This window comes from Streptomyces virginiae (genome assembly GCF_041432505.1).
GTDB lineage: Bacteria > Actinomycetota > Actinomycetes > Streptomycetales > Streptomycetaceae > Streptomyces > Streptomyces virginiae_A.
Genome location: NZ_CP107872.1, coordinates 12,041 through 38,063, shown reverse-complemented (window position 1 = coordinate 38,063; position 26,023 = coordinate 12,041). Strand labels below are relative to the sequence as shown.

Sequence of the window (26,023 nt, the reverse complement as noted above, 5' to 3'; positions counted from 1 at the left end):
ACCCCGATGAAGACGCTCATCCTGACCGGCAGCACGGCGGCCGCGTCCAGCACCGCCCGCCTGGCCGGACTCATCCGCCACCGGATCCAACTGCGCGACCTCGACGCCGTCGTATCCGACCTGGACCGGAGCCTGCTGCGGCTGCCCGGCCTGGACGCCGACGCCTACACCGGCGGCGCCCTCGCCCAGGACCCTGGCGTCCGCCACCTGGCCGACCGCCTCGCGGACGCCCGGGCCGTCGTCCTGGTCACACCGGTCCAGCACGGCAGCTACTCCGGCGCCCTGAAGAACCTGCTCGACCACGCACCGCGCGCAGCGCTGCGCGACAAGCCGGTGCTGGTGGCCGCCACCGGCGGCACCCTTCACCCGGGCTCTGCCGCCTGCGACCACCTGCGCGCCGTCGCCCGTTCCCTGGGGGGCTGGGCCGTGCCCACCCAGGTCATCGCACAGCGCTCGGAACTGACCGCCGCCGAGCCGCCGCCGCAGTTGACCGCCCGCATCGACCGCGCCGTCGGCGAACTCCTGCTCGGCGCCCGCATGCTGGCCCCGGCCGCCCTCTGACGGCCGCCCTCCGAACCTGCCAACCCGCACCCTGGAGAAACATGTCCCGCCGTCTGTTCACCTCGGAGTCCGTGACCGAGGGCCACCCCGACAAGATCGCTGACCAGATCAGCGACACGATCCTCGACGCGCTCCTCACCGAGGACCCGACCTCGCGCGTCGCCGTGGAAACCCTCATCACCACGGGTCTCGTGCACATCGCGGGAGAGGTGACGACGAAGGCCTACGCGCCGATCGCGCAGCTCGTCCGGGACAAGATCCTCGAAATCGGCTACGACTCCTCGAAGAAGGGCTTCGACGGCGCCTCCTGCGGCGTGTCGGTGTCCATCGGCGCCCAGTCCCCGGACATCGCGCAGGGCGTCGACACCGCCTACGAGAAGCGCGTCGAGGGCGACGAGGACGAGCTCGACAAGCAGGGCGCCGGCGACCAGGGCCTGATGTTCGGCTACGCCTGCGGCGAGACCCCCGAGCTCATGCCGCTGCCGATCCACATCGCGCACCGGCTCTCGCGCCGCCTGTCCGAGGTCCGCAAGAACGGGACCATCCCGTACCTGCGCCCCGACGGCAAGACCCAGGTCACCATCGAGTACGACGGCGACAAGGCCGTCCGCCTCGACACGGTCGTGGTCTCCTCGCAGCACGCCTCGGACATCGACCTCGAAGGCCTGCTCGCTCCCGACATCCGTGAGCACGTCGTCGAGCACGTCCTGGCCCAGCTGGCCGAGGACGGCATCAAGCTCGACACCGAGGGCTACCGCCTCCTGGTGAACCCGACCGGCCGCTTCGAGATCGGCGGCCCGATGGGCGACGCCGGCCTGACCGGCCGCAAGATCATCATCGACACCTACGGCGGTATGGCCCGCCACGGTGGCGGCGCCTTCTCCGGCAAGGACCCGTCGAAGGTCGACCGTTCCGCCGCCTACGCCATGCGCTGGGTCGCCAAGAACGTGGTCGCCGCCGGTCTCGCCTCGCGCTGCGAGGTGCAGGTCGCGTACGCCATCGGCAAGGCCGAGCCCGTCGGTCTCTTCGTCGAGACCTTCGGCACCGAGACGACCTCCCGCGACCGCATCAGCCGGGCCATCACCGAGGTCTTCGACCTGCGCCCGGCCGCGATCATCCGCGACCTGGACCTGCTGCGCCCGATCTACGCCCGAACCGCCGCCTACGGCCACTTCGGCCGTGAGCTGCCGGACTTCACCTGGGAGCGCACCGACCGCGCCGAGCAGCTCAAGGCCGCAGCCGCCCGCTGACCCCCGTACGACCGCCCACCCCGCCCCGCAAGCCGCCCCCGCCGACCACGGGACCCCGGCCCACACCGTCCCGATCAGGAGGCCACATGCGTATCGCGGTGACCGGATCCATTGCCACGGATCACCTCATGGCCTTCCCGGGCCGGTTCGTCGACCAGCTGCTCCCGGACCAGCTGGAACACGTCTCGCTGTCCTTCCTCGTGGACTCGCTCGAAGTGCGGCGGGGTGGGGTGGCCGCCAACATCGCCTACGGGCTCGGCGGACTGGGCCTGGCCCCCGTCCTCGCCGGGGCGGTGGGCGCGGACTTCCACGAGTACGAGGTCTGGCTCAAGGACCACGGGGTCGACACCAGCGCGGTGTACGTCTCCGACACCCGCCAGACCGCGCGCTTCATGTGCATGACCGACGAGGACGCCAACCAGATCGCGTCCTTCTACGCGGGCGCCATGGAGGAGGCGGTCGAGATCGACCTGAGCAGGCTCACCGACCTGGGCGACTCTCCCGTCGACCTGGTGCTGGTGTCGCCCAACGACCCGGCCGCGATGGTCCGCCACACCCGCCAGTGCCGGGCACTGGGCATCGAATTCGCCGCCGATCCCTCCCAGCAGCTCGCCCGACTCGACGGCGACGAGGTGCGGGAGCTGGTGACGGGCGCGCGCTGGCTGTTCACCAACGCCTACGAGTCCGCGCTGCTGCGCGAGCGCACGGGCTGGGACGAGCCGGACATCCTCGATCGGGTCGGCACCTGGGTGACGACCCTGGGCGCCGACGGCGTCCGGATCGAGCGCAAGGGCGAGCCCGCACTCACCGTGCCGGCCGTCCCCGGAGTCCGCACCGAGGATCCGACGGGCGTCGGCGACGCCTTCCGGTCGGGCTTCCTCGCCGCCGTCAGCTGGCAGCTGCCGCTGGAGACCGCCGCTCAGCTGGGCTGCGCGGTGGCAGCCCTCGTCCTCCGGACCGTGGGTCCCCAGGACTACGAGGTCGACGGCGCCGGGCTGCTGGAGACGGTCGCCGCGGTGTACGGGCCCGAACCGGCCCGGCTGCTGGGCCCGGCGCTGGAGAAGCTGATATGAACCGGACCCGGGCCGATGCCCTTCGGGAGGCGCTCGCGACCCGTGTGGTCGTCGCCGACGGAGCCATGGGAACGATGCTCCAGGCGCAGGACCCCACCATGGAGGACTTCCAGCAGCTCGAAGGCTGCAACGAGGTTCTCAACATCACCCGCCCCGACATCGTGCGCTCCGTCCACGAGGCGTACTTCTCGGTGGGTGTGGACTGCGTCGAGACCAACACCTTCGGCACGAACTACGCGGCCCTCGCCGAGTACGACATCGCCGAACGCAACTTCGAGCTGTCCGAGGCCGGTGCGCGTATCGCCCGCGAGGTCGCCGACGAGTTCACCGCCTCCACGGGGCAGCAGCGCTGGGTCCTCGGCTCCATGGGCCCCGGCACCAAGCTCCCCACGCTGGGCCACATCACCTACGGCCAGATCCGCGACGCCTACCAGGTCAACGCCGAGGGCCTGCTCTCCGGCGGCGCCGACGCGCTGCTCGTGGAGACCACCCAGGACCTCCTGCAGACGAAGTCCTCGATCATCGGTGCCCGCCGGGCCATGGAGGCGCTCGGGGTCACCGTCCCGCTGATCTGCTCCGTCACCGTCGAGACCACCGGCACCATGCTCCTCGGCTCGGAGATCGGCGCGGCCCTGACCGCGCTGGAGCCCCTGGGCATCGACATGATCGGCCTGAACTGCGCCACCGGCCCCGCCGAGATGAGCGAGCACCTGCGCTACCTCGCGCGCAACGCCCGCATCCCGCTCTCCTGCATGCCCAACGCCGGCCTGCCCGTCCTGACCAAGCAGGGCGCGCACTACCCGCTGACCGCCCCGGAGCTGGCCGACGCGCAGGAGACCTTCGTCCGCGAGTACGGGCTCTCCCTGGTCGGCGGCTGCTGCGGCACGACCCCCGAGCACCTGCGCCAGGTCGTCGAGCGGGTCCGCGGCACGGCGATCACCGAGCGCACCCCCCGGCCCGAGCCCGGCGCCGCCTCGCTCTACCAGACCGTGCCCTTCCGCCAGGACACCTCGTACATGGCGATCGGCGAGCGCACCAACGCCAACGGCTCCAAGAAGTTCCGTGAGGCCATGCTGGAGGCCCGCTGGGACGACTGCGTGGAGATGGCGCGCGACCAGATCCGCGAGGGCGCGCACATGCTCGACCTGTGCGTGGACTACGTGGGCCGCGACGGCGTCGCCGACATGGAGGAGCTCGCCGGCCGCTTCGCCACCGCCTCCACCCTGCCGATCGTCCTGGACTCCACCGAGGTTCCCGTCATCCGGGCGGGCCTGGAGAAGCTGGGCGGCCGCGCGGTCATCAACTCCGTGAACTACGAGGACGGCGACGGCCCCGAGTCCCGCTTCGCCAAGGTCACCCGACTGGCCCAGGAGCACGGCGCCGCGCTCATCGCGCTGACCATCGACGAGGAGGGCCAGGCCCGCACCGTCGAGCACAAGGTCGCCATCGCCGAACGGCTCATCGCCGACCTGACGGGCAACTGGGGGATCCGCGAGTCGGACATCCTCATCGACACGCTGACCTTCACGATCTGCACCGGTCAGGAGGAGTCCCGGGGGGACGGCATCGCCACGATCGAGGCGATCCGCGAGCTCAAGCGACTCCACCCGGACGTCCAGACCACCCTCGGCCTGTCGAACATCTCCTTCGGTCTGAATCCGGCGGCCCGTGTCCTGTTGAACTCGGTCTTCCTCGACGAGTGCGTCAAGGCGGGCCTGGACTCGGCGATCGTCCACGCCTCCAAGATCCTGCCGATCGCCCGGTTCGACGAGGAGCAGGTCACCACCGCCCTCGACCTGATCTACGACCGGCGCGAAGGCGACTACGACCCGCTGCAGAAGCTGATGGCCCTCTTCGAGGGCGTCAACACCAAGTCCCTCAAGGCCGGCCGCGCCGAGGAACTCCTCGCCCTGCCGCTGGACGAGCGACTGCAGCGCCGCATCATCGACGGCGAGAAGAACGGCCTGGAGACCGACCTCGACGAGGCGCTGCAGACCCGCCCCGCCCTCGACGTCGTCAACGACACCCTCCTGGAGGGCATGAAGGTCGTCGGCGAGCTCTTCGGCTCCGGTCAGATGCAGCTCCCCTTCGTCCTCCAGTCCGCCGAGGTCATGAAGACGGCCGTCGCCTACCTCGAACCGCACATGGAGAAGACCGACGACGAGGGCAAGGGCACGATCGTGCTCGCCACCGTCCGCGGCGACGTCCACGACATCGGCAAGAACCTCGTCGACATCATCCTCACCAACAACGGCTACAACGTCGTCAACATCGGCATCAAGCAGCCCGTCTCCGCGATCCTCGAAGCCGCCCAGGAGCACAAGGCCGACGTGATCGGCATGTCCGGCCTGCTCGTGAAGTCGACCGTGATCATGAAGGAGAACCTGGAGGAGCTGAACCAGCGCAAGCTGGCCGCCGACTACCCGGTGATCCTCGGCGGCGCCGCCCTCACCCGCGCCTACGTCGAGCAGGACCTCCACGAGATCTACGAGGGCGAGGTCCGCTACGCCCGCGACGCCTTCGAAGGCCTACGCCTCATGGACGCGCTGATGGGAGTGAAGCGGGGAGTCCCCGGAGCCGAGCTTCCGCCCCTGAAGAAGCGCTGCGTGCCTCGGCGCGCCGACGCATCGGGGGCCGGCGCCGCAGGATCCCTGGTGGAGGAACGCGAGGAGCCCGGCGGCCGCTCCGACGTCTCCGTCGACAACCCGATCCCCACCCCGCCCTTCTGGGGCACCCGGGTGGTCAAGGGCATCCCGCTCAAGGACTACGCCTCCTGGCTCGACGAGACCGCCCTCTTCAAGGGCCAGTGGGGTCTGAAGGACGCCGACACCATCGAAACGGAGGGTCGGCCCCGGCTGCGCGGTTGGCTCGATCGGCTGCACACCGACGGGCTCCTCGAAGCGGCCGTCGTGCACGGCTACTTCCCCTGCGTCTCCAAGGGTGAGGACCTGATCATCCTGGACGAGTTCGGCGGAGAGCTGACCCGCTTCACCTTCCCGCGCCAGCGCCGCGGCCGCCGCCTGTGCCTCGCGGACTTCTTCCGCCCCGAGGAGTCCGGCGAGACCGACGTCATCGGCCTCCAGGTCGTCACCGTCGGCAGCCGCATCGGGGAGGAGACGGCCCGGCTCTTCGCCGCCGACGCCTACCGCGAGTACCTGGAGCTGCACGGCCTCTCCGTCCAGCTCGCCGAGGCCCTCGCCGAGTACTGGCACGCCCGCGTCCGCTCCGAACTGGGCATCGCCGGATCCGACCCGGCCTCCATGCACGGCATGTTCCGCACCGAGTACCAAGGCTGCCGATACTCCCTCGGCTACCCCGCCTGCCCCGACCTGGAGGACCGCGCCAAGATCGCAGATCTCCTCCGGCCGGAACGGATCGGCGTCCACCTCTCCGAGGAGTTCCAGCTCCACCCGGAGCAGTCCACCGACGCGCTCGTCATCCACCACCCCGCGGCCACGTACTTCAACGCACGCTGACACCGGAAAGGTCCGATCCCATGGCAGCCGTCGTTGCAGAACGGCCGACCCCCGTCCCTCTCAAGCCCGCCGCGCGCCCGGGCGTACGCGAACTACTGGCCACGGGCCGGCGCTCGTACTCCTTCGAGTTCTTCCCGCCCAAGACCGAGGCGGGCGAGCGGACCCTCTGGAACGCGATCCGCCGGATAGAAGCCTTCGCGCCCTCGTTCGTATCCGTCACCTACGGCGCCAGCGGCTCCTCCCGGGACCGTACCGTCGAGCTCACCAAGCGGATCGCGGCCGAGACGACCCTGCGCCCGGTCGCGCACCTGACGGCGGTCGGCCACTCGCGGGCCGAGTTGCGCCACATCATCGGCCAGTACGCGGATGCCGGCATCCGGGATGTCCTCGCACTGCGCGGGGATCCGCCGGGCGACCCGAAAGGCGAGTGGACCCCGCATCCGCAGGGCTTCACGCACGCACACGAGCTGGTCGGCATGATCCGGCAGCTGGGCGACTTCAGCGTGGGCGTGGCCGCCTTCCCCGAGCGGCACCCGCGCTCTCCCGGATGGACCGACGACATCCGCCACTTCGCGGCCAAGTGCAGGGCGGGCGCCGACTACGCGATCACGCAGATGTTCTTCCACGTCGAGGACTACCTGCGGCTGCGTGACCGACTGGCATCGGTGGGCTGCCTGACACCGATCATCCCCGAGATCATGCCGGCGACCGACTTCCGCCAGATCCGGCGATTCGCCGCACTGAGCGACGCCCGCTTCCCGTCCGCTCTGGCCCGCCGGCTGGAGGCAGTGCAGGACAACCCGGCCGACGGACACCGGGTGGGCGTCGACTACGCGACCTCGATGGCCGAACGCCTTCTGGCCGAGGGCGCTCCGGGCCTCCACTACATCACCCTGAACCGCTCCACCGCGACCCTCGAAATCCATCAGAACCTGGGCGTCCAGGCCGCCTCATTCGGGTCGAGCCGGATCAGGCCGGCCTGATCCGAAAGGCACGGCCCAGTGCTGTGACGCACTGGCCCTTCATCCACCACCGGAGTCACCATGACCAGCACGACCCCTGCCGACTTCACCGACTTCAAGGTCGCCGACATCGGTCTCGCCGCCTTCGGCCGCAAGGAGATCACCCTGGCCGAGCACGAGATGCCCGGCCTGATGTCGATCCGCCAGGAGTACGCGCAGGCGCAGCCCCTGGCCGGCGCCCGCATCACCGGCTCGCTGCACATGACCGTGCAGACCGCCGTGCTCATCGAGACCCTCGTCGCCCTCGGCGCCGACGTCCGCTGGGCCTCCTGCAACATCTTCTCCACCCAGGACCACGCGGCCGCCGCGATCGCCGCCGCGGGGATCCCCGTCTTCGCCTGGAAGGGCGAGACGCCGGAGGAGTACTGGTGGTGCACGGAGCAGGCGCTGACCTGGCCCGGCGCCGAGGGGCCCAACATGATCCTGGACGACGGTGGTGACGCCACCCTCCTCGTCCACAAGGGCGTCGAGTTCCAGAAGGCCGGCTCCATCCCTGACCCGTCCACCGCCGACAACGAGGAACTTGCCGCCGTCCTCGGCCTGCTGCGGCGCAGCGGCATCGACTGGGTGAAGCTCGCGTCCGAGATCCGCGGTGTGACCGAGGAGACCACCACGGGTGTGCACCGTCTCTACGAGATGATGCAGGCCGGTGACCTCCTCTTCCCGGCGATCAACGTGAACGACGCCGTCACCAAGTCGAAGTTCGACAACAAGTACGGCTGCCGCCACTCCCTGATCGACGGCATCAACCGCGCCACCGACGTCCTCATCGGCGGCAAGGTCGCGGTCGTCTTCGGCTACGGCGACGTCGGCAAGGGCTGCGCCGAGTCGCTCCGCGGCCAGGGCGCGCGCGTCATCGTCACCGAGATCGACCCGATCTGCGCGCTGCAGGCGGCGATGGACGGCTACCAGGTCGCCACCCTGGACGACGTCGTCGAGACGGCCGACATCTTCATCACCACCACGGGCAACAAGGACATCATCATGGCCGCCGACATGGCCAAGATGAAGCACCAGGCCATCGTGGGCAACATCGGCCACTTCGACAACGAGATCGACATGGCCGGCCTGGCCAAGGTCGACGGCATCGTCAAGGACGAGGTCAAGCCCCAGGTCCACACCTGGAAGTTCCCCGACGGCAAGGTCCTGATCGTTCTCTCCGAGGGCCGTCTGCTGAACCTCGGCAACGCGACCGGCCACCCGTCCTTCGTGATGTCGAACTCCTTCGCGGACCAGACCCTGGCCCAGATCGAGCTCTTCACCAAGCCGCAGGAGTACCCGACCGAGGTCTACGTGCTCCCGAAGCACCTCGACGAGAAGGTCGCCCGCCTCCACCTCGACGCCCTCGGCGTCCGCCTCACCACGCTCCGCCCGGAGCAGGCCGCGTACATCGGCGTCCAGGTCGAGGGCCCGTACAAGCCGGACCACTACCGCTACTGATCACTGCTCTCGGCGGACAGCCGCATTCGAGCCGGGCCCCAGGTGCTGGAACTCGCCGCCCCCGAAGCGGCCCGGCCGGCGGTCGCCCCTCACTCCACCCCGTCCTCGAACACGCCCTGCCCTTCGTGAACGGCTGATTCCATTCGCCGGTATCGGAAATACGGGGTCGCTGTTCTTGGATTCCTGTGCCAGATTTTTTCATCGATTGATTTCAGGAGGTATGTATGACTGACAAGTCGTTCGACGGTGGCGATGCTCAGGATGCCAAGGAGAAGTTCCGCGAGATCCTGGAACGCAAGGCCCAGGTCACGCGCGCCCGAACGGCCCACGAAGAGGGCCGCCTTCGAGTGAAGAACATGAGCGGTTCGGCCGGACAGAAGCGGTTCATCCGCAGGAAGACCGGCTGATCTCCACCCCCTGTGCCGCCGCGGCTCGTTCCATGGGAATGAGCCGCGGCGGCTTTTCTGTTCACAGAGTGAATATGGCGAACGCACGCGCTGGAATTTCACCGGAGCCTCGCTGGATGAAACCCGGGCAGGCGGTGTATTCCAGCCGCAACGGCGAACTCCGGTGCTGTGGGAAGTGACCGAACGCGAGGTGCTTCGTCGAATCGGCATGTACCGGCTTGAATCGGATGTGTTCGCACCGGTGCGGGGCATGTCCCGGACGCAGCCTTGATCCGCCATGGGCGCTCCCGGGGGCCGGGGGCTTTCGGCTGCGGGCTGCCGAGACCGTGACGCCGGGCCATCCCCCTGCGGCCGCCACCACCGTGGTCGTCGGGCGCAAGCGCGTACCAAAGGCGCATGTTCGCCGCTGAACGCCCTGTGCTGCGCCGGCCTGATGCGCCCGGCTCATCGGCCCGGCAGCGTTCTCGGGTGCGGGTGAGGCGAACAGTCTGCTTCCCCACCTGCGCGACTTCGACGGACCGCTCGAAGACCTCCCCTGGAACACCGAGCGGTCTCCGCCGGCAGCGCACGTACGGTCTGCCCTCGTCTTGAGTCTGCTGACCGAGGACAACCTGCCGAGCTGTCACACGCAACTCATCACCGAGCTCGGCCGCGAAGGAGCCCGGGGCGAGTGGGCCCATCGCTGGACGGCGGAGGTGAGCCGCAACAGCACAGCCCTGCGGGGCTCTCTGCACGTCACGCGCGGTCGACCTGGTTGCCCTGGAACGCCACCGCATGCAGCACATGAGCACCGGCTACACCCGTGAGCACCCGGGCTCCGTCAACAGGCAACCCGCGTGGCGCGCCGCAACACCGGCCGGATCAGCGGCGAGCCGGTGCGCGAACGACTGCGGGATCCTCGACCGCGGCACTGCGCGTGTTCGAGAGAACCGACCTGACAAGCGAGGGAGAGCGCAGCCGCGAGAAGCTCCACCTGTACCTCGAACGGCAGCAGCCGGCAGTGACCCGGTCGGCACAATGCGTGCGGACCGCAGCGTCGGCGTGTGAACCTGACGAGCCTCGCAGGAGGCCTGGAGGAATGAAGGTCCCTCGGAGGAGCTTTCGAAGCTCCTCCGAGCCGGCTTCGGGCGCGGACGCGCATGGCCGGCCCGATGCCCGTGGACGACGCCGGAGCGGGCGGACGAGACGGGACACTCCTTGGTGGTCACCCGCATTCGGGGAGAGACTTTCCTCTCGTCTCCAGGATCTTCTTTTCTTCACTGCCCGGCATTCTCCCGTCGATGATCTTGGCGTCCTCCTTGGCGTCGCTCATCTCGGTCAACTGCCGCGTTCCGTCAGACTTCCAACGCCGCCCGGCCATGCGGAAGTGAAGAGAAAATGTCTCGGCGATGACAGTGTCATCCGTGTCTTTGTAGTCGATTTTCAGCGCTGCACGCGAGCAGGGCTTCACGCCCCAGACGAGAATGTACTCCTTGTTCTTCTTGTCGTACAAGAATGCCCGATGGGCGGGAAACAGGCTTCTGTTCTCAATGGCCAGGACGGACTTCCCTTCCTTCCGTTCGATGTGCCAAGTAATCCTGTAGATGCTGCTCAGCAGGTTGGAGTGATCCGCTAGCCGGTTTGCCGCATCAGCTGCCCTGGTGGCCTGGACTGCGCTGTACGTCGACATGACGAGGGCGGCGAGTGCCGTGCAGACGGTCAGCGTTTCATACAGGCGTCTTCTCTTCTGTGCGCTCATCATCTACTTTCGTTCCACAGGATCGGATCGGGTCGGATCGCTCTGTTCGCGCGTGCCGCCACGGGAATATCTCGATGCTTCGAAGCGGAGGAGTGCCTTGCATTCGGCAGGGTCGACGGCGACGCCCCAGCAATGCTTGGCGGCGACCCATTCGCCGAGGATTCCGTCCATGAGGCCCCCGGCGCACGTTCTTGACCATGAGCCCGGTCATAGCGGGTCACCGGCCGCCGGGCCGAGCCGGGCCGGGGATTACTCACTCGGCTGGGGGAGCGGGTTCACCGAAGAAACGCGCCTGCGTCCTCCGCCTGCTCCCCGGGGCGAGGTGCCGCCGGCACGGGCCGCCGGAGAGGGCACAGCTCACCAGACCGCTGCGCTGCTTCGTCGGCGGCCGACTCGCGGCCCCGTCCGCTTCCCGCCCCTACGCCCAGCGCCTCTTCGACGCCCGAGCCCAGGCGGCCGGCGTACGTGCGGTGCGGCTGTTCGGTATCGCCGAGCAGACCGGCAGGTGTCACCTCGGCGCCCGAAGGACACTGCCTGGTTGCTGTGGCAGCCCGCCCGCGTCAGCTCCGGATCGTGGCGAGCCAGTCGGTCAGCAGGCGGTTGACCTCGGCGGGGCGTTCCTGCTGGATCCAGTGGCCGCAGCCTTCGAGGAGGTGGGAGGCGGACAGGCCGGGGAGGGTGGCGGGGTGGGCGTCGATGGCGTCGGCCATCCAGGTGGTGGAGGCGTCCAGGGTGCCGCCGATGAACAGGGACGGCTGCTTGATCGGGGCTCCGCGGTGCGGGGCGAGGTCTTCCCGGTCGCGGTCCATGGTGCGTTAGCGGTTGAGGGCGCCGGTCAGGCCGGTGCGCTCGAACTCCCCGGCGTAGATGTCGAGATCGTCCTCGCTCAACCATGCCGGGAGCGGACCGGCGGGGAATCGGTCGCGCAGCCGGCCCGCCGCGGGCGACGAAGCGCGCGTCGGGTCCGTCCACCTCGGTGGGGCGGGGCCCGCCGGGCGGCGCGTGGGGACGCTCAGCGGGGCGACGGCCCGGAACGTTGCTCCGGCCGGCGGTGGGTTCCACCGACTCCATCGAGTGGAGCCCACCCGACGGGCTGCACCGGATGGAGTCCACCTGGTGGGCGTGGGGGTGCGGTGGGCACCGCGATGTCCGGCACCGCACCCGGTGCGCTCCACCCGGTGGACTCCACTGCCCGCACCACCGCACCGGGCCGGTGCGCACCGGTGCGGTGGTGCGCACCGAGTCCATCCGGGGCGCACCGCGATGCGCACCACCGTCCACTCGGTGCGTTCCACTCGGTGGGCGTGCTGCGCAGGGCATGACGGTTGAAGACAGGTGGCCGAGTAGCCATCTCAGGTGGTGAGCAGTTCGGCGATCTCATGGGCGAGCTCCGGCCCGAGCGAGCCCCAGCCATCCTTGTAGCCGTACACACTCCCCAGGGTGCGGGCGTCGTAGTCGCCGTTCAGGATGTCTATGTCGGTGGGGGTGATGAGCGACGGGTGGGGGACACCGACGGCGCCCGAGACCTTCAGCAACTCCCTGCGCAGGGTGCGCAGGTACATCGCGGCCCGGATGGCCTTCGAGGGCGCGTCGATGCCGCGCGCCAGCCACGGGTTCTGGGTGGCGATGCCGGTGGGGCACTTGTCGGTGTGGCACTTCTGGGCCTGGATGCAGCCGATGGACAGCATCGCCTCACGGCCCACGTTGATCATGTCGACGCCGAGGGCGAACGCGACGACGGCGTTCTCGGGCAGGCCGAGCTTGCCGGAGCCGATGAAGGTGATGTCGTCGGTCAGGCCCCGCTCGGCGAACACGCCGTAGACGCGGGAGAAGCCCACGCGGAACGGCAGGGACACCGAGTCGGCGAAGATCAGGGGAGCCGCCCCGGTGCCGCCCTCGCCACCGTCGACGGTCACGAAGTCGACCCCTCGCTCACCCCGCTCCATCAGCGTGGCGAGTTCCTCCCAGAAGCCCATCTCCCCGATGGCGCTCTTGATCCCGACCGGCAATCCGGTCTCCGTGGCCAACAGTTCCACGAAGTCGAGCATCGAGTCCACGTCGTGGAACGCGGTGTGCCGCGACGGCGAAGCGCAGTCCTTGCCCGCGGGAATGCCGCGGATCCGGGCAATCTCGTCGGTCACCTTCGCGCCCGGCAGCATGCCGCCGAGCCCCGGCTTCGCGCCCTGCGAGAGCTTGATCTCGATCGCCTTGACGGGCGCGCCCGCGACCAGTGATTTGAGCTTGTCGAGGTTGAACGTCCCGTCCTCGTTGCGGCAGCCGAAGTACGACGTACCGATCTGGAGGACAAGGTCCCCGCCGTTGAGGTGGTAGGGCGACAGGCCGCCCTCGCCGGTGTTCTGCATCGTCCCGGCCAGCGCCGCGCCCTTGTTGAGCGCCGTGACGGCCGCTCCGGACAGCGAGCCGAAGCTCATCGCCGAGATGTTGATGACGCTCGCCGGGCGGAACGCCTTCGCGCGGCCGCGCGGTCCGCCGAGCACCTTGGCCGAGGGCAACGCCGCTTGCGGGTCGCTCGGATCGGGCAGCGCACCGGCGAACGTACGCTGCTTCACGTACGCATGACCCTGCACGTGCTCGACGTCGTTGTCGGTGCCGAACCCGAAGTAGTTGTTCTCCCCCTTCGCCGACGCGTAGATCCAGCTGCGCTGGTCACGGCTGAAGGGACGCTCCTCGTCGTTGGACGTCACGATGTACTGCCGTAGCTCGGGGCCGATCGTCTCCAGCACATACCGGGCGTGTCCCACCAGGGGGAAGTTCCTCAGCAGCGCGTGCTTCTTCTGCACGAGGTCGCGGGCGGCCACCAGCGCCAACCCCGTGGCGGCTGCCGCACCTATGCTCCGAGCACGCATCACAATCGTTCCTCTCCTCGACCGGCCGAACCTCACGCTGACCATCTACCCCGCGCCGCGGACATGCCACGCGATGCCGGAGACCCGAGGGCACCGCCCCTGCGGGAGGGCCGCCGCGCGGCCCGTACGGGGGTCGGGCCGCGCCGCGGGCGGGTCAGAGCGCCGAGTCGAGGTGCCCGAGGTGCTCGATGAGGTTCATGTTCTCGGCGTAGTCCACCGGGCACTTGATGATCGACACGCCCGGGTCCGCCAGTGCCTCACGCAGCGTCGGCAGCAGGTCCCCGGCGGACTCGATGTGGTAGCCCTTCGCGCCGAAGCTGCGGGCGTACTGGACGATGTCCGGGTTGCCGAAGTCGGTGTTGGAGTTTTCCCCGACCTCCAGGTCCATCTTCCACCTGATGAGCCCGTAGCCGTTGTCCTCCCAGATCAGCACGGTCAGCGGAATGTTCTCGCGGACCGCCGTCTCGATCTCCTGGGAGTGCATGAGGAACGAGCCGTCGCCGACCGCCGCCAGCACCTTCGTCTGCGGCCTGGCGAGCTGAACCGCGAGCGCGCCGGGCAGCGCGAAGCCCATGGTGGACAAGCCGTTGGAGATGAGGCAGGTGTTCGGCGCGTACGTCGGGTAGAGCCGGGCCATCCACATCTTCAGCGCGCCCGTGTCGACCAGCACGATGTCGTCGCGACCGAGCGCGGCGCGGGTGTCGGCGATGACGCGCTGCGGGGCGAGCGGGTAGCGCTCGTCCGCGGCGCCCCGCTCGAGTTCCTTGGCCAGCAGCGCGCGGGTGGCCGTGGTGTCCTCGTCGTCGACGGTCCAGCGCAGGCCGTCGAGTTCGGTGGCGAGGGCGTCGAGGGAGGCAGAGATGTCGCCGATGATGCCGACGTCGACCGAGTAGCTGTCGTCCACCTCCGCCGGGACGCGGTGGATGTGGACGATCTTCTTGTCACCGTCCGGGTTTATCCGGGACGGGTCGAACTCCTGCAGCTCGTAGCCGACGGCGATGACGACGTCGGCCTCCTCGAACCCGAAGTTGGTGTAGTCGCGCCGCATGAAGCCGAACGTGCCGGTCGCGCACGGGTGGTCGTCGGGCAGGACGCCCTTGCCGTGGAAGGTGGTCGCCGTCGACACGTCGAGTGCGGTGGCGAACGCCGTCAGCGACTTTGCGGCGCCGCCGCGCGCCGCGCCGTGTCCGGCGAGGATCACCGGCCGGCGGGCCTCCCGCAGCAGCTCCACCGCTCGATCGATCTGCTTCGGGGACGGTGCCTCGGGCTGCACGACGTTCCTGCGCAGCGGGCGCAGGTCCGAGCCGTCCGTCGCCGCGTCGACGTCCTCGGGCACGGCGAGATAGACGGCGCCGGGCCGCTCGGACTCCGCGGTCTTGAACGCGCGCCGCACCATCTCGGGGATGGCCTGGGTGGTCGGGACCTCCGCCGACCACTTCGTGACCGGGGCGAACATGCTCACCAGGTCCACGAACTGGTGGGACTCCTTGTAGTTGCGCTCCTTGCCGACCTGCGCGGTGATCGCGACGACGGGCGTGCTGTTCGTCATGGCGTCGGCGACGCCCAGCATCAGGTTGATCGCGCCGGGCCCCAGCGTCGCGGACATCACCCCCGCCGAGCCGGTGAGCCGGCCGTGCATCTCCGCCATGAAAGACGCGGCCTGCTCGTGCCGGGTGAGGACGTAGCGGATCTTCTCCGAGCGGGCGAGGGCGTTGGTGAAACGGATGTTCTCCTCGCCGGGTACGCCGAACACCACCTCGACGCCCTCGTTCTCCAGGCAGCGAACCAGGAGTTCGGCCGCTCCGTCGGGGGTCTGCTTCCGGTGCTCGGCGTCGCTCACGCTGATCGTGTCCTCTCCTGAGTTCTGGCCGCGCCGATGGGCGGGCCGGTCAGCCGTCTACCCCGGCCGGCCGCACTCACAAGCTCACCCCGAACCAGAAGGAAGCCAACCGCGTCCTCGCGATCGGACGGGCACCGGTCGAGCACGGCTTCGCCCATCTCAAGAACTGGCGGATCCTCATCAAGCTCCGCACCGACCCCGCCCGCGTCACCCGCCTCCTGCGCGCTCTGCTCGTCCTGACGAACATCGAAATCAACCGCTGACAGATGATCTTCTTCGCGGACTCCCGTCCATGACCAGCGTGATCATGTGGAGAATCGGTCACACCAGCCCCTTGAACTGCGACTTCAAGTTGGCGGAGGCTCAGTGGAGCCCACCCGGTGGACTCCACTCCCGCGACCGTGCGCTCGCACCGCACCGGTGCGGCACCCCTTGACCAGGTTGGCCACTCCGCACGTTTCTCCTTGACACAGCCCCTTCCGGCCCCTGATCAGGGCGTGGTCAAGGGGGTATGTGTAACGCCCCCGGTGCGGTGCGGTGCGGTGGTGCGCGCCGCATCGCACCACCGCCGTCCCGGAGGTACGGCTACGCGGTGGTGCGCTGCGCTTGGTGCGCCTCCATCGCCTGCTTCATCCCCGCGGCCTCCAGCTGGTGCAGGACATCGGCGACGTCGCCGTGGTCCTCGGTGAGGATGTTTCGTCGAAGCGGACGATGGTGTCGGCGATGCCCGGCGCGCCGGCCGGACACACGCTCTGGCACAAGAGCTCCAGCAGCAACCCGGGCGGACTCGAGCGCCGTGATCCCGACGAGCTGCGGCGCGCCCTCACGCGCTACGCGCCTCCCACCCCGACCCGGTTGACCGCTTCGTTCCGTTCGAGCGGCCGCATGTGTTGCTGTCCCTGGCCGAGCCGGGCGACATTCTCCGGAGGGTTCGGGTGGAGCTGCCCGCGGAGAGGGCCGGCCTGCGTACGTACGTGCCTGCTGGCCTGCTCATGCGGGTGGGGCGATCATGATTTCGGTGCCGAGGTTGTTCATGCGGGTGTCCTTGTACATGGTGGTTTCGCCGTCGCTCCAGCGGATCATGAGGTCGTTGGTGAGGCCGTCGCCGGTGAACTGCCCGGTGGTCATGATGACGCTGTGGGTCCAGGTCTTGTTGGGGCCGTGGATGGGCTGCTCGCTGCCCAGGCCGCCGGTGGTGGTGCCGACATAGTTGTTGAGCGCGCCGCTGGACCAGCGGACCATGAGGTCCCACTTCTGGTTGCCGGAGTACTGCCCCGCGGTCAGCAGGGTGGCGTCCTTCCAGGTGCTGTTGGGGTCCTTGAGCTTGTACTCCTGGCCCATGGTGCCGGCGCTCACGTTGGTGAAGAGGCTGAGTTCGCCGTCGGACCAGCGGACCATGAGGTCGGTGACGTAGGTGGCGGCGTTGAAGCGGCCGGCGGCGATCTGGGTGGCGTGGCTCCAGATGGATCCTGAAGGAGCCATCTCGATTCCGGCACCGAGGCCGTTGGAGCCGACGTCTCCGTGCAGGGTCATCCGGCCGTCGTCCCAGCGGACCATGAGGTCGAACTCACCGGTGCCGGTGAAGTCGCCTGCGGTGATCGTGGCGACCGGCTTCCACCCGGCGTTGGGTGCGAGGAGCTGGCGTTCGGGACGGAAGCCGCCGTTGCCGTCACCGGGGTAGAGGGTGGCTTCGCCGTCGGTCCAGATGACGAGCAGGTCGCTGTGACCTGTGCCGGAGAAGTTGCCGGAGGCCATTTGCTTGGCGTGCTTCCACGTCTCGCCGCTTCCCGGCAGGACCGGGCCGTCCGTCGGAGGCTGGAAGGTACCGCGGCGGACGTTCTTCGGTCCGATGCCGTTGTTGGCGTCGTTGTAGAGGTCCTGGGCGTCCTTGCCGTAGAGCGGCGCGTAGGAGATCCAGTCGACGTCGCCGCCGCCGCCCATGCCCCCGACGTTCCCGATCACCTCTCCGGTTCTGGCCGAGGCGTTGTATCCCCTGATCCAAGGGCCGCCGGAGACACCACTGTGGTAGCCGCCGCACTCCATCTGCATCTGCCGGAACCCGTGCAGCCGACGGGTCGGTACATCACAGCGGATGGCCTTGTGCTGGCTGTTGTCGCCGGCGTGGGAGGGGTAGCCGATGACCGTCACGTTGTGGTCGTACGACGTCGAGGTGGTGAAGGTGAGGGCGCCGACGACGTCCTCGATCGCGCCTCTGCTGTTGGGGGCGACGGTGACGAAGGCGAAGTCCAGGTCCGAGACCGCGGCCCTTGTCTGGCCCGTGTTGGGGTAGCGGGGGTCTTTGTAGACTTCGCCGACTGCGAAGAGTCCCCATGGCTGGTTGGCCGGGATTTTCAGGAACTGGTACTGCGGTACGAAGACACGGTGGGTGGCCGCGTTCAGGCCGTTCGCACAGTGCCCCGCGGTGAGTACCAGGCTCTTTCCCTTGCTACGCACGACGCTGCCGGTGCAGTAGGTCGCGTTTCCGCCGACCGGTGTGCCGTCGAAGAAGAACGTCCCCACCATCGGGAGGCCGTCGAAGTGCGCGGCGTGGGGCGTGTCCCGTGGTGCAGCGGCGGGCGAGTTGGGTGCTGACGGAGCTTTGGGCCCGGCGTCGCGGGCGGCGTCGATCGGCTTGGCCTGGGCCATCCGGTCAGCTGTCCAGTACTGCTCGTCCGCGCTTGGGGCCCGGGAGGCAGGGGGTGATTTGGGGGTGGACGCGGGAGGAGAGGGGGGAGCGGATACCGCTGGTGCGGGCGGAGTGGGAAGCGCCGACGCGGAGGGCTTGGAGCCGGCTAAGTCTGTAGGGCTGGGTGTGGGGGGCGACGACGAGGCTGAGGGTGAGGGGAGCGTTATGCCGGCCGGAGAGGGAGCGGCCGACGCTGCCAGGGCAGCAGGGGCGGTGAAGAGCACGGTGCTGGTACCGAGCGCGAGTGCGGTCAACCATCTTGATCTCAATGACTTGCTTCCTGAGTGCAGCGATGACGCCTGGCATCGCAGTGTGTTGGTGCGTCAGTTCGATGAAGAGGGCAGAGTAGGCAACGGTGTGAAAGATCGTCAAAGAACTAAGACAGGCGACAAATAATGCGATTACGGGCATGGATCGGCGCGGCAGTCATGACGATTCCGCTGTACCTGGCACTCGGAGCCGAGGGCGCGCAGGCCGCTCCGCTTACGGATGTGCCATCGCCGCTTCCAAGCGGCACCGACCAGCCGGTTCGGCCTGGAGAGCAGGTCAGCGTCTCGGTCGGCCTACAAGACTCTGTCGGCAACGGCGACAGGGTCTTCTCCGAGGCGTTCACCGCCGATGGCCGGATGAGGATGAACGACCCGCAGGTCACCGCGGTCGTGACGATCTCGTGCACCGCTGCGCCCGGGGTCTACGAGGTGCGCATCGGATCAGGTGGGGACCGCAACCCCTCCGAGGTCACGCGGCTCTGGGGGCGGGTCCGGGTGGCTCCGGCTGAAGACGGGGATCGCGAGGCGTGCGCCAGGCGGGTCTCGGGGCTGCCGCCTGAGCCCCAGGAGGAGCGCTGGCCCGCGGACGTGGAATGGCCCGCGAGCCCATGGGACGTCCGGTCGGTGAGGGCCGGCGGGGAGCTGACGGCGACTGACGGCCTGGGGACGGGCGGCGACGGAAGCGTCACGTTGACCTCGCCGGTGTTCACACGACCAGTCGTTATGCACGGAGCGAGGCGGGTCTCGGCGGTTGTCCGTATCAGGTGCGACGCGAAACCAGGCCTCTACACCGTGGTCTGGCAAGAGAAGGGGGCGCCGTCAAAGGTCTGGGCCCGACTGCGGGTGGAACCCGCAGCCCCTGACTGCCGAGATCCTGCCCCGACGCCGGCCGACCTGTTCAAGAGCGCGCCCGCCTGGTTGGCGGCAGGCATCTGTGCTGCCGCGCTTGCAGCGGGGGTACGTGCCCTGAAGCGGAAGCGGCGCGCCCGCCCTCCCCTGGCATCGTGACCGCACTCCGGAACGAGTTGTAAATCCTGTTCGCCTGCGCCCCCGATAAGCATTCCGGTTATTCCTGTCGAACCATAAGAAGGGTGCCCCGTCACCTTCTGAGACCTGTTGAATCGGACGGTATGGGAACGTCTTTCATCGTGGCTGGAACAGTTCCGGAAATGACTTGAAACGCAACCCGACTGCACGTTCGCCGAGTTGCGGTGGCAGGCCAAGTCGACGTCTCGCCAGGTCAGGCGGGTGCGGAGATATGTTTTGCGCCGCTGCGGCTTGAAACAGCCCGCCTGTCCGCGCTCGCCCGATAGCTGCTTGAGTAGGGAACCTCAGCACTTGCTCAAATCTGTTGATCATCCCGCGAAGATCGCTAGTGTTCATTCTGCTCCACCGAACACGACACTAAGCAGATCAGGGAATATCACGTGAAGCTCAAGAATTCAGTTCATGCCGCGATGCTCACCACTGCACTGATAGCGGGAACCGCTGCCCCGGCCATCGCCGCCAGCGGCGGTTCCGCAGTCAGTGCGGCGGACCGGGTCACGGCCACGGTGCAAAAGGCCACCGGTACCGCCGACGTTGCGCCTGACAGCACCAGAGGCACGGTCATGGCGACGGACCGCGGGCTCGTCACCGTGACGACCCCGGCCAGCGCTGACGGGCGGGTGACCGTGGCGGCCTCTGACGGTTCGGCGGTGACGATGACCTTACCCGCGGCGGTCGGCGCCGCAGGTACCACCTCGGCGGCCGGCACCACCGTCTATCCCGACGCGGCCGCGCACACCGACCTCGCCACTCAGGCCACCGTCGGCGGTGGAGCCCGCGCCCTGGTCACCCTCAAGGACGCCAAGGCCCCCACCACTCAGCGCTTCAACCTCGGTCTCCCCGAGGGCGCCAGCCTGGTGGCCGATGGGAACGGCGGCTACGACATTGTCACCTCGGCCGGCGGAGCAGGCCTCGTCGCCCGGGGCCACATCGACGCCCCTTGGGCGAAGGACGCCAAGGGCAACTCGGTTCCCACCAGGTACAGCCTTGAGGGCAACACCCTCGTCCAGACCATTGAGACCGGCCCCGACACCGCTTTCCCCGTGGTGGCCGACCCCCATTACACCTGGGGCATCATCAGCGGCACCGTGTATTTCAACAAGAAGGAGACCAAGGTCCTCGCTCTCGGCGGGACCGTTGTGGGTTGGCTGCCGCACCCGGCTGCGGTCGTCGGGGGCCGCTCCCTCGCGGGTATCGCGGGGTACGCAGTTGCGACCGATCAGTGCATCAAGTTTAAGGTCAACCCCGCGCTGGCACCCCTTTCGCCGGCGGCAGCCGTGGCCGGAAGCGGCACTTACAAGGGCAGCGCCGGCGACGGATACTGCAGGTAAACAGACCGGCAGCCACGCGTTCCCGAACAGGGACAACGGCTGGCCCTGGCAGCCGAAGAGACACATTTCGGCTTCCGAATCAGAAAGGTCGCGGAATGGACACTCTAACCGCTTTGGCATCGGCCGCTTTCGGCTCCACCGTATACCTTACGACTCTGTCCACGGTGAAATGGCTGAACCAGCTGAACCCGCGTGTTAAAGTCGCGGGCCTGATTGTGACCGGCTTGGTTCTGTGCGCCATTATCGGGACTATCGCGTTCGCGAGCCAGAGCGTCGTGATCGGATTCATCGTAGGCGCCGGCCTGACACCGCCCGTACACCGATGGATCCTGCAACGACGCCAGCACGTCGCCAGTTCTTGACCTTCGACGAAGTCGAATCTCAGAGAACCCGATAGCCCCCCATCGCGTCGTTCGATGCTGCGGGCGAGGGCGGTGTCAGCGACATCCCACAGGTACGGCGGTGGGCCCCAACGAAGTCTTTCTTGGGGCCCACCGCCGTCCGCCGGGAATGCGCACCGGAGCAGGACACCAGCCCAATAGTGTTAGCGAGACTGTCAGCGCTCGGATGCCGACGGAGGACGAAGCCGCTCAACTGCGCATCGGTAGCCGAGTCCGGGTCATCAGCGTCGAGCGACTCACCCGCGATGCACAGAGCCGTGCTCCGGAAGTGATCGAGGTGTCGCTCCAGCTGACCGCCTCCAGATCGCCGATGACCACTTGCCCTTGACGGGAGGGCGATTTGGCGGCGACACGCCGGAACGAGGAGACAGGGCAAAGCGCTTCAGGATAACTTTCAAGCCTCTCGATGTCGGAGGTGAAGGTGACAACCGCTCATGACCCCGTGTCAGCCGTGGACGCGCTGCTGAGTGCCGGCCAGACGCCGCTCTTGCCCCCTGCCTACAGGGGACCTCTACGGCGCGCCGCGGGACTGACCCAACGCCAGGTGGCCCAAGCCGTCGGTGTCAAGCCTCTCCAGATCATCCGATGGGAGGCAGGGGAGGCCGAGCCGCGCCTTGGTGAGCGCCGAGCCGCATACAGTCGTCTGCTCCAAGGGCTGGCCCAGCAGCACCCTGACGTCATCGCGTCAACCGAAGTCCCATAGAACGATGAAGGCCGCCCCTACGCCAACAGGCAAGGCCTCAATACAGCTCGACTCGTCCAGCCTGCACAGCTCGAGTCGTGTCCGGTGAGGTGACCTCGCCAGCGGTGATGTTCGTAGGCCCGTGGGCCCGCGTGGTCACCGGTACCCCAGGAAAAGCGGCTCCGCACTCGGAGGCATCGTTCCGGTGCCCTGTCTGGTCACATTGCCGTACACGACTCCCCGCTCAGGGGAAAAACGGTCCGCGTCCGCCTCGGCAACCAGGTCCAACACCGTGCGCCCCTTCCTGTCCCGGCTGGGCGAGCACGACGCGCTGGGCGCGGCCCCGGCCGGGCGGCGCCTGCCGAAGGCGGTGCGCCGTCTGCCCGCGCTTCGCGCATCCTTGCCGAGCTGATGCAGGGGGCGGACTGGCCGCAGTTGGCCCGTCGGCTCGTCGGGCTCCAGCAGGCCGGCGTCGATCTCGCCATCTTTCTGCCGCGGATGGGCCGCATGACCGCCGGAGTTCACCAGGCCGTCGTTGCCAACGCGGTCCGGACGAAGGCGGAGGGCACCGACCGGTGGGCCGACCTCCTCGAGGCGAGGATGCCGGAGGGCTTGGTCCGCGACGCGATCCTGGCGCCCCCGGCCTGGCCGGACATCGCCGCTGCGATGGGCTGGCTCGACGCCCGCGGTATCGAAGTCGCCCGGATCCTCATGGACGCACACCGGTCCGGGGTCGGCGTGGACCAGGCCGTTGGCGCCGTCACCGCGGCCGCCGCCAAGACCCCCACCCCCGCACCCGCCCGGGCGGCGACTGCCGTTGCCGCGCCCACTCCCGCCACGGCGGCGACTGCCGCTCCCGCGCCCGCGCCCGCTCCTGGGGCCGCGGTCGGCGCCGCGAGGGACGTGCTGGCCGAACGCATGGGCGCGGCCGCCGATCCGTGGGCCGCGCCCGCGAGTACGGACGCCAAGCGCTCCTGGGGCCCGCTGACCGAGGGCCTGGCCGTGCCCCGGGACCTGGACCTCGGCGATCGCGCGAAGGCCTTGGAGCAGCTCGGCGTGAACCGGCTCGCGCACGCCACGATCGTCGGCGTCGTCAAGGACGCGCTGCCCGAGACGGGGGTGAGAGGAAGGGCAAGCAGCTGTGGGGGACGAGCGCGCGGACCGGGAAGGGTTCACGCGGGAGCCGCCCAAGACGTTGAAGAGGTCAGCCGTTCGCGGCCGGTGACGGGGCGTCGGGCAAGTGTCTGTTTGCGAACCCTCAGTTCAATCCTTGGGTGAAACCCTTGCAATTCACCCAAGGGTTGCTACCTTTGAGGGCATGCCAAACAACGAGAAGCCCCGCCTCATCCCGACCGGCAAGTGCTGGTGCGGCTGCGGGAAGGATGTCGGCCTCGGCAAGTTCTTCGCCGCCGGTCACGACAAGATCGCCGAAGCAGCGCTCATGGCGCTCATGTACGACGGATCTGTCGCCCAGTTGCTCCACGCCCACGGCTACGGCTCGCACCACTCGGTCCGCCACGCTGCTGTCAAAGATCCGAACTGTTCATGGGAGAAGTGCGCCGACTGCAACTACAGCGGCGCCCCCGCCAGCATTGCCAACCACCGTAAGAAGGACCACCCCCAGGGCTGAGCTCAGCGTCTATCCGCCTCGGCGCCGGGGCCAGGCGGTGCCGGCCGGAGGGCGGCCGCGGGCCGCGCGGGTGCGCCCGGGGCCTCGGCCGTCGGCCCGGGAGATCGGCGGCCGAACGAGCCCGGCGGGCGGCCGGAGGCGCTGAGGGAGTAGCGGGGCGGGGGCCGCTGCCCAGGGGTCGGCGCTCGATCATTCCGCGAGGCTGGCCTATGCCCGGTTCCCCCCTTTTGAAGGGGGGAACCGGAACCCCTTCCCCGGCGCCGCCGGGGGCCGTGAAGGTGGGACTCGTACGCCCCGCCGGGCGGGCATTCAATAGCCGGAAGGGGACAGGAAGTACCGCCCACCTACACACGCAACCCCCTCATTCAAGATTCTTCAGACGGGGGATCGGGGGAGTTCCTGCACGTCAGCGCTATCGAATGGATCCCGCCCGGCCCGCAGCGTGGTGCCAGGCAAAACCTTGCGCTGCCCCTCCTGCTGTCTGGCTGCCCGGTCAAGACACCAGGGGTTGCGGGGCTAGGTGCATCGCGCCGCAGTCTGCGGATCGTCCGCAGACCAACAACGGGAGGGAACCCCTCATGTCCACCACCACCGACCAGCAGCCTCAGTTCCAGCAGCCGGCCCCACAGTCCCCGAGCACCGATCCCGTGCTGCTCCTGGTCATGGGGATCGTCGTCGTCCTGGTCCTGGGCGCCACCGGCTACCTGTGCGTGGTCCACCGCTCGCTGGCCGGGCCGATCGGCGCCGTGGGCGGGGTGGCCTCGGCGCTGGCTGCCGCGTTCGGCGTGGCGCTCGCCCTGCGTCGCCGGTGACTTCCGGGGCCCCGCCGAGTGATTGCCCGGTCCGGGGAGAAACTGGGTGACGTCGCCATCGCGGCCGCGACGTCGCTCTAGGGCTGGGCAAGCTGGCCGCCTTGCGGGCCCGGTGAGGGTTGCACCGGGAGGGGGATCCACGGTTGCACGTAGAGGTGCACTACGGGTTGCACCGGAGGTGGTACCGGGAGTGGGACCCCCTGTATAGCGATCATGAACACCTGCGCAGGTCAGGTCCTGTGGGCAAGCCTGTCGAGCGTGCCGACACCTCTATGTACGCGTAAGCCGGACAGAGAGGTGTCGTTCTCGAGGGCCTGGCCAGCGGACCTGGCTGGCGGCCGCTACAGGTCGGCGGGTGCCGGGCCGCGCCCACCAGGGGCGCGGGACGGTGACGGTCCGCTCCGCAGGACCGCACGGCGGCCGAGCCCCTGGGGGAAGGTCCGGCGTGGGGGGCGTGGAAGAGGGGCGCGTCGTGCCGGGTCACCGGACCGGTAGGGCCCGCCGCCGGGCCGGGGCTGCCCGTGGTCGTGAAGGCGGGTGCGGCGGTCCGGCCGGGGAGCGGGGGAGAAGGCGTGGGTTCCGTGAACCGGTTCACGGAGCTGGTGCCGGGTGCCGGGTCCGGGAAACGTGGACAGGGCCGGCCCGGCGTGTGCGGGTCGGCCCTGTCGCGTGAGGCACTCGCGCGCCAACGCGGTGCTTCTTTTGTCCCTGCTGCGGAGTCACCTACTTCAGGGGTCCGCCGGTTGCCCGGTGGAGTGCGTCTCCACGATGTTCTCCCGGGGGACCGAAACGCAACTTCTGTTTGGACGGGATTGGACGAACGGGAGCGGGCGTCCTGGTTCGGCGGGCGTTGCGCGGCGTCCGCCGAACCCCTCCGAGGGGGGATCCTCTCAATATCTGGTCGACTCGCGGTCTTTGCGCAGGTCAGAGCGCCCTCGTATCTTTTCGTGACTCTGGGACGCCAGTGGACGAATGCAGAGACATTTCAGGCGTAAGGGATGTGGGTCCTGGGGTTCCGTGTCCTGGCCGGCGTGACTGTCTGTCATGCTGATGGTCCCGGACAGGCGACGCCAATCGCCCCTGGGGAAGCGCCACTTGGCGCGGAGTCACCATCTCGGGAGGGCGCTGTCCCGCGCCCTCCCGTCCTACTACTTCAGGGATGCCCGGGGATGCCCCGGTGTCCCGGACGGGAGTTGTCATGGGAGTGCGCGAGAAGGCCGTCTCGGACGGCCGGCAGCGGGGAGCGGACGGCCGCGCGCCGGGGCTGACGATGCCGCAGGCGGTCGTGATCAGTGTGGTCATGCCGGTGGTGTTCGTCCTGGCCGTGGTGCTGAGCCTGCGGGGCATGGCGATGACGGAGATCTTCCAGCTCCTCGGCGGCGCGGGCGCCATCGGCACGGTTCTGCTCGTCGCGGTCACGCCGGGAGGCCGGGGTGCGGTGGCCGCGGCCGTCCGTGCCGCGCTCCAGGCCGGCCGGTAGAGCGGGGGGCA

Annotated in this window: 23 protein-coding genes and 1 pseudogene; 18 read left to right on the top strand and 6 right to left on the bottom strand. The window is 68.9% G+C overall.

Annotated elements, in window-relative coordinates; all coding sequences use genetic code 11:
* Positions 1-6: 6 nt before the first annotated feature.
* The 8 genes from OG624_RS41430 to OG624_RS41395 all read left to right on the top strand — a co-directional run bounded on the left by OG624_RS41430 (position 7) and on the right by OG624_RS41395 (position 10,035).
* Positions 7-561, top strand: a complete 555-nt coding sequence (locus tag OG624_RS41430) for an NADPH-dependent FMN reductase (RefSeq protein ID WP_051764027.1) — start codon at positions 7-9, stop codon at positions 559-561.
* 41 nt (positions 562-602) lie between these two features.
* On the top strand, positions 603-1,811 hold the full coding sequence (gene metK, locus OG624_RS41425; RefSeq protein ID WP_331720985.1) for a methionine adenosyltransferase: 1,209 nt from the start codon (positions 603-605) through the stop codon (positions 1,809-1,811).
* An 86-nt stretch (positions 1,812-1,897) separates the two neighbouring features.
* Entirely contained in the window at positions 1,898-2,884 is a 987-nt protein-coding gene (locus OG624_RS41420; protein ID WP_331720984.1) for a carbohydrate kinase family protein, read from the top strand.
* Positions 2,881-6,360, top strand: a complete 3,480-nt coding sequence (metH, locus tag OG624_RS41415) for a methionine synthase (RefSeq protein ID WP_331720983.1) — start codon at positions 2,881-2,883, stop codon at positions 6,358-6,360. Before OG624_RS41420 ends, metH begins: the two co-directional genes overlap by 4 nt.
* 20 nt (positions 6,361-6,380) lie before the next feature.
* Positions 6,381-7,343: a methylenetetrahydrofolate reductase [NAD(P)H] gene (gene metF, locus OG624_RS41410; protein ID WP_331720982.1), complete on the top strand. Its 963-nt coding sequence runs from the start codon at positions 6,381-6,383 to the stop codon at positions 7,341-7,343.
* A gap of 60 nt (positions 7,344-7,403) precedes the next feature.
* On the top strand, positions 7,404-8,822 hold the full coding sequence (gene ahcY / locus OG624_RS41405; RefSeq protein WP_331720981.1) for an adenosylhomocysteinase: 1,419 nt from the start codon (positions 7,404-7,406) through the stop codon (positions 8,820-8,822).
* Between the two features lie 224 nt (positions 8,823-9,046).
* Positions 9,047-9,229, top strand: a complete 183-nt coding sequence (locus tag OG624_RS41400) for a DUF5302 domain-containing protein (protein ID WP_033226846.1) — start codon at positions 9,047-9,049, stop codon at positions 9,227-9,229.
* Between the two features lie 446 nt (positions 9,230-9,675).
* Positions 9,676-10,035, top strand: coding sequence for an acyl-ACP desaturase (locus OG624_RS41395; RefSeq protein ID WP_106971565.1), 360 nt, complete (start codon positions 9,676-9,678; stop codon positions 10,033-10,035).
* Between the two features lie 398 nt (positions 10,036-10,433).
* Here OG624_RS41395 and OG624_RS41390 read toward each other — a convergent pair whose 3' ends face one another.
* The 4 genes and pseudogenes from OG624_RS41390 to OG624_RS41375 form a co-directional block, all read right to left on the bottom strand.
* Complete coding sequence (locus tag OG624_RS41390; RefSeq protein WP_033226848.1) at positions 10,434-10,970, bottom strand: hypothetical protein; 537 nt, start codon at positions 10,968-10,970, stop codon at positions 10,434-10,436.
* A 557-nt stretch (positions 10,971-11,527) separates the two neighbouring features.
* Positions 11,528-12,001 (bottom strand): annotated as a pseudogene (locus OG624_RS41385) (alpha/beta fold hydrolase); the annotation flags it as partial.
* 318 nt (positions 12,002-12,319) lie between these two features.
* Entirely contained in the window at positions 12,320-13,834 is a 1,515-nt protein-coding gene (locus OG624_RS41380) for an FMN-binding glutamate synthase family protein (protein ID WP_331720980.1), read from the bottom strand.
* A gap of 154 nt (positions 13,835-13,988) precedes the next feature.
* Entirely contained in the window at positions 13,989-15,674 is a 1,686-nt protein-coding gene (locus tag OG624_RS41375; RefSeq protein WP_051764016.1) for an acetolactate synthase large subunit, read from the bottom strand.
* A gap of 17 nt (positions 15,675-15,691) precedes the next feature.
* Here OG624_RS41375 and OG624_RS41370 point away from each other — a divergent pair, with 17 nt between their 5' ends.
* Positions 15,692-15,937: a transposase family protein gene (locus OG624_RS41370; RefSeq protein ID WP_078909755.1), complete on the top strand. Its 246-nt coding sequence runs from the start codon at positions 15,692-15,694 to the stop codon at positions 15,935-15,937.
* 322 nt (positions 15,938-16,259) lie between these two features.
* Here the strand turns inward: OG624_RS41370 and OG624_RS41365 are convergent, their stop codons facing one another.
* Both OG624_RS41365 and OG624_RS41360 read right to left on the bottom strand, forming a co-directional pair.
* A complete protein-coding gene (locus tag OG624_RS41365) occupies positions 16,260-16,433 on the bottom strand; it encodes a hypothetical protein (RefSeq protein WP_158711999.1) in 174 nt (57 codons plus the stop codon).
* A 231-nt stretch (positions 16,434-16,664) separates the two neighbouring features.
* Positions 16,665-18,320 (bottom strand): trypsin-like serine peptidase, encoded by a 1,656-nt coding sequence (locus OG624_RS41360; RefSeq protein WP_331720979.1) that lies wholly within the window; start codon positions 18,318-18,320, stop codon positions 16,665-16,667.
* A gap of 468 nt (positions 18,321-18,788) precedes the next feature.
* On the opposite strand from OG624_RS41360, the gene OG624_RS41355 reads away from it, so the two are divergent.
* From OG624_RS41355 to OG624_RS41315, 9 genes are all read left to right on the top strand, one after another.
* Positions 18,789-19,637 (top strand): hypothetical protein, encoded by an 849-nt coding sequence (locus tag OG624_RS41355; protein ID WP_331720978.1) that lies wholly within the window; start codon positions 18,789-18,791, stop codon positions 19,635-19,637.
* 419 nt (positions 19,638-20,056) lie between these two features.
* Entirely contained in the window at positions 20,057-21,007 is a 951-nt protein-coding gene (locus tag OG624_RS41350; RefSeq protein WP_158712000.1) for a hypothetical protein, read from the top strand.
* A 164-nt stretch (positions 21,008-21,171) separates the two neighbouring features.
* Positions 21,172-21,369 (top strand): hypothetical protein, encoded by a 198-nt coding sequence (locus tag OG624_RS41345; RefSeq protein ID WP_244291042.1) that lies wholly within the window; start codon positions 21,172-21,174, stop codon positions 21,367-21,369.
* A 148-nt stretch (positions 21,370-21,517) separates the two neighbouring features.
* Positions 21,518-21,736: a UTRA domain-containing protein gene (locus OG624_RS41340; protein WP_371640960.1), complete on the top strand. Its 219-nt coding sequence runs from the start codon at positions 21,518-21,520 to the stop codon at positions 21,734-21,736.
* 78 nt (positions 21,737-21,814) lie between these two features.
* Positions 21,815-22,111, top strand: coding sequence for a helix-turn-helix transcriptional regulator (locus OG624_RS41335; protein ID WP_331720977.1), 297 nt, complete (start codon positions 21,815-21,817; stop codon positions 22,109-22,111).
* 390 nt (positions 22,112-22,501) lie between these two features.
* The gene (locus OG624_RS41330) at positions 22,502-23,368 is read left to right on the top strand and encodes a hypothetical protein (protein WP_331720976.1); all 867 of its coding nucleotides are present in this window, start codon (positions 22,502-22,504) and stop codon (positions 23,366-23,368) included.
* 40 nt (positions 23,369-23,408) lie between these two features.
* Positions 23,409-23,720: a hypothetical protein gene (locus tag OG624_RS41325; protein ID WP_244291043.1), complete on the top strand. Its 312-nt coding sequence runs from the start codon at positions 23,409-23,411 to the stop codon at positions 23,718-23,720.
* Between the two features lie 578 nt (positions 23,721-24,298).
* Positions 24,299-24,532 (top strand): hypothetical protein, encoded by a 234-nt coding sequence (locus OG624_RS41320; RefSeq protein ID WP_033226855.1) that lies wholly within the window; start codon positions 24,299-24,301, stop codon positions 24,530-24,532.
* Between the two features lie 1,198 nt (positions 24,533-25,730).
* On the top strand, positions 25,731-26,012 hold the full coding sequence (locus OG624_RS41315; RefSeq protein ID WP_033226857.1) for a hypothetical protein: 282 nt from the start codon (positions 25,731-25,733) through the stop codon (positions 26,010-26,012).
* The last annotated feature ends 11 nt before the right edge of the window (positions 26,013-26,023 follow it).